Source organism: Neoroseomonas soli (genome assembly GCF_018129065.1).
Taxonomy (GTDB): domain Bacteria; phylum Pseudomonadota; class Alphaproteobacteria; order Acetobacterales; family Acetobacteraceae; genus Neoroseomonas; species Neoroseomonas soli.
On record NZ_JAAEDM010000164.1, the window covers coordinates 1 to 3,472 of the forward strand.

Annotated in this window: 4 protein-coding genes; 2 read left to right on the plus strand and 2 right to left on the minus strand. The window is 74.4% G+C overall.

Annotation, left to right across the window (positions count from 1 at the left end):
* The coding region (locus GXW76_RS25055; protein ID WP_211864861.1) for a DUF4384 domain-containing protein at positions 1–992 on the plus strand (992 nt) is incomplete at its 5' end.
* Positions 993–1,166: 174 nt separating this feature from the next.
* On the plus strand, positions 1,167–1,913 hold the full coding sequence (locus GXW76_RS25060) for a dienelactone hydrolase family protein (RefSeq protein WP_211864862.1): 747 nt from the start codon (positions 1,167–1,169) through the stop codon (positions 1,911–1,913).
* Positions 1,914–1,988: 75 nt separating this feature from the next.
* On the opposite strand, the gene GXW76_RS25065 is transcribed toward GXW76_RS25060, so the two are convergent.
* Entirely contained in the window at positions 1,989–3,008 is a 1,020-nt protein-coding gene (locus tag GXW76_RS25065) for a hypothetical protein (RefSeq protein ID WP_211864863.1), read from the minus strand.
* Positions 3,009–3,018: 10 nt separating this feature from the next.
* Positions 3,019–3,472: OmpA family protein (locus GXW76_RS25070; RefSeq protein WP_211864864.1), on the minus strand; the 454-nt coding region annotated here is incomplete at its 5' end.

Here is a 3,472-nt window from a genome sequence, read left to right on the forward strand (position 1 = left end):
AAGCCGCCGCGCGTGAGCAGGCGGCCCGCGAGGCCGGGGCCCGCGAGCAGGCCGCCCGGGAACAGGCAGCGCGGGAGCAGGCAGCGCGGGAGCAGGCAGCGCGGGACCGGGCGGCTCGGGACCAGGCAGCGCGCGAACAGGCGACGCGGGACCAGGCGGCTCGGGACCAGGCAGCACGCGAACAGGCAGCACGCGAACAGGCGACGCGGGACCAGGCAGCTCGGGACCAGGCAGCACGCGAACAGGCGACGCGGGACCAGGCCGCGCGCGAGGCTGCCGCGCGGGAGCAGGCGGCACGAGAGGAAGCGGCGCGGCAGCAGCAGCTCGCCCTCGCCCGGCTGGATTTGCGCGCCGCCGCCCAGGCGCTCGCCGTCGGCACGCCCTGCTCGTTGATCGCCTGGTCGGCGACCGACCGGAACATGACCCTCTCGGGCGTGGTGCGGCGGGGCGACGACGCGCTGGTGCGCCAGGGCCTCGCCACGCGCGGCGTGCCGGAGGACGTGGCGCGGCTGAACCTGACCGCCTTCGACGGGCCCTATTGCCCGGCGCTCGACCTGTTGCGCCCGGTGCTCGGGCCGGCCGGGGCGGCGCCCTCGGTGGAGGTGGTCGGCAGGCTGCCGCTGCAGAAGGGCGAGTTGATGCGGCTCGACGTGCAGATGCCCGACTGGCCGGCGCATCTCTACGTCGCCTACTTCATGCAGTCGGGGCAGGTGGCGAACCTGGTGCCTTCCGCATTGCAGACCGCCGGCGCGCGGGTGCGGCTGGGCGAGCCGCAGGGCTCCTTCACCGGCTGGGAGGTGGACGAGCCCTTCGGCACCGACCTCGCGGTCGTCATCACCACGGACCGGCCGCTCTTCGGCAATTCGCGGCCGGTGGTGGAGACGCAGGACGCCTACCTGGCGGCCCTGGCGGCGGCGCTGCGCAATGCGCGGGCAAGCGGCACGCGCGTCGTGGTGCGTCCGGTGGTGGTGGAGACCATCGCAAGGCGCTGAGAGACCGCTTGAGGATGCCGGCACCGGCCCGCACCCCGGCCCGGCCACCCAACGACAGCATCCTGGATGGGCGGCCGGGCGGGGGTGCTGCCGGACCTGGGAATGCGCCATCCGGCACATTCTCGAACGGTCTCTGAGCCGGCAGTCCGCCCGGCATCCGCAGGAGTCACCACGATGGCCATCACCGCCGCCGCCCTCGACATCCCGACGGCCGAAGGCGTGCTGAACGCCCATCTCTACGCGCCGGAGGCGGCCCCGGAACGCGCGCCCGCCGTGCTCGTGCTGATGGACGCGCCGGGCCTGCGCCCTGCCCTGCACGGCATGGCGGCGCGCCTCGCCGCCGCGGGCTACCGGGCCCTGCTGCCGAACCTCTACTGGCGGCAGATGCGGGAGGTCGGCTTCGACCGCGCCGCCTTCAGCCAGGAGGGCAACCCGGAGCGCGAGCGCATCTTCAACCTGGCGCGTGGCTATGGCCATGCGCAGTTCCGCGTGGACCTCCCCGCGATGCTGGACGCGCTCGGCGTCACGCCCGCGCGGCCTGGTGCGGCCCTCGGCTACTGCATGAGCGGCCGCTTCGCGCTGCAGGCCCTGGCCGAGGAACCGGCGCGCATCGCCGCCGCGGCGTCCTTCTACGGCACGCGGATGGTGACGGATGCGCCGGACAGCCCTCACCTGTGGATCCCGCGCATGGTGCGCGGGGAGGCCTATCTCTGCTTCGCCGAGCAGGACCCCTACATCCCCGCCGGCGTACCCGCACAGGTGACGGCGGCGATGGCGGCGAGCGGCGTGACGCACTGCATCGAGCACTATCCCGGCACGCATCACGGCTTCGCCCAGCCCGATTCCGCCGGCTTCGATCCGGTGGCGGCGGAGCGTCACTGGGCGGCGCTGCCCGGTCTGCTCGCGCGCGTGCCGCGGTAGGGGCGATCCCACTTCCCGGCAGTTCGCGCCGAGGGACTTCGTCTCCGGGAGCGCGACCGCCCGCCGGAATCCACCCTACCGCGGCGCCCCTTCCCGCAGCGCCGCGGCGAGCATCGCCGCGCGCGCCTCGGTCAGCCCGGCATGGGACGGGGTGAAGAAGCGCTGGTCCGGGGTGAAGAGGAGGTAGGCCATCGCCTCGTTCATCATCACCTCCTCCAGCGCTGGGTCGTAGCCCTCGCGTTGGAGGAAGGCGCGGAAGGCGGTGCGCTCGGCCTCGGTCATCACCTCGCGCCAGACATGGGCGACATGGGCGGCGAAGCGGGGATTGGTGAAGAAATGCCCGTGGCCGATCTCATGGTGCAGGATGGCGCCGCGCATCGCCGGGTCCACCAGGGATTCGAGGCCAGGGACGGTGATCACCGCGAACTCCTCCGGCGCCGGCACCAGGCGGCGCAATCGCGTGAGTTCGTCCCGCAGCCAGGTCTCCTCCGGCGTCAGGGCGATGCCGTCGCGCGCGGCCAGCGCGAAGAAGCGCTCGAGGTCCCGGCCGCGGTAGTTGTGGCCGTAGTAGTAGGTGGCGGGCGTGTCGCCACTCGCCGCGATGGCGCGGGCCAGCGCCACGTCGTCCAGCACCCGGTCGCGCGGCTGGGCCACCTTCTCCACCAGTGCGGCGACGCGGTTCAGGGCCGCGCCCTGCGCCGCGAGGCCGGGGAAGTCGATGACGAAGACGCTCGGGTTCTCGGCCAGGCGAAAGACCGTCGGCGCGGTGGCGCGATGGGCCAGGATCTCGGCCTGGGAAGCGATGGGCGGCCCGATCGCCGGTAGCAGCCTGGGCGGCGCCATCGCCGGCGCCACCGGGGACGACGGCACGGGAACGGAAGGCGGCGCGGCTGCCGCCGGATCCTCGGGCTTCGGCGGTGGCTCCGCCGGCCCGCGGCCGAGCCACAGCCAAGCCAGCACGGCCCCGGCGCCCGCCGTCAGGACGGCACCGCCGAGGATCGCCAGGCGCAGCCCCCCGCCCGGGCCACGGGCCGCGGGCGCCGGCGCGACCGTCCGCGGCACCGGGATGCGAACGGTCGTGTCGTCGTCGGTCACGCGCAGCCCGTCAGCTGCCGATGTTGACGACCTGCACGCGGCGGTTCCGCGCATTCGGGGTCTGCGGCGGCGTCGGCACCAGCAGTTGCGTCTCGCCGAGGCCGATGGCCTCCAGCCGCTGCGGGCTGACGCGGAACTTGTTGACCAGGTATTCGCGAACCGCCGCCGCGCGACGTTCCGAGAGCGCCTGGTTCACGCCGGCATCGCCGACCGTGTCGGTGTGGCCCTCGATGCGGAAGCGGTAGCCGGCGAGTTCCTGCGAGGCGAGCGCACGGCCAAGCGGCGCCAGCGCGCGTTCCGCCTCGGGCGTCAGCATCGCCGAGCCGGTCGCGAACATCACCGTGATCGAGGCCGAGGGTGCCTCCGAAGTCGTCTCGCGCACCGGCGCACGGGCGGCAGCCGTCGAGGGCCGCGACGTGCCCGTGGTCGGGCTCGCGACGGGCGCGCCCGGCCCGGCGACCGAC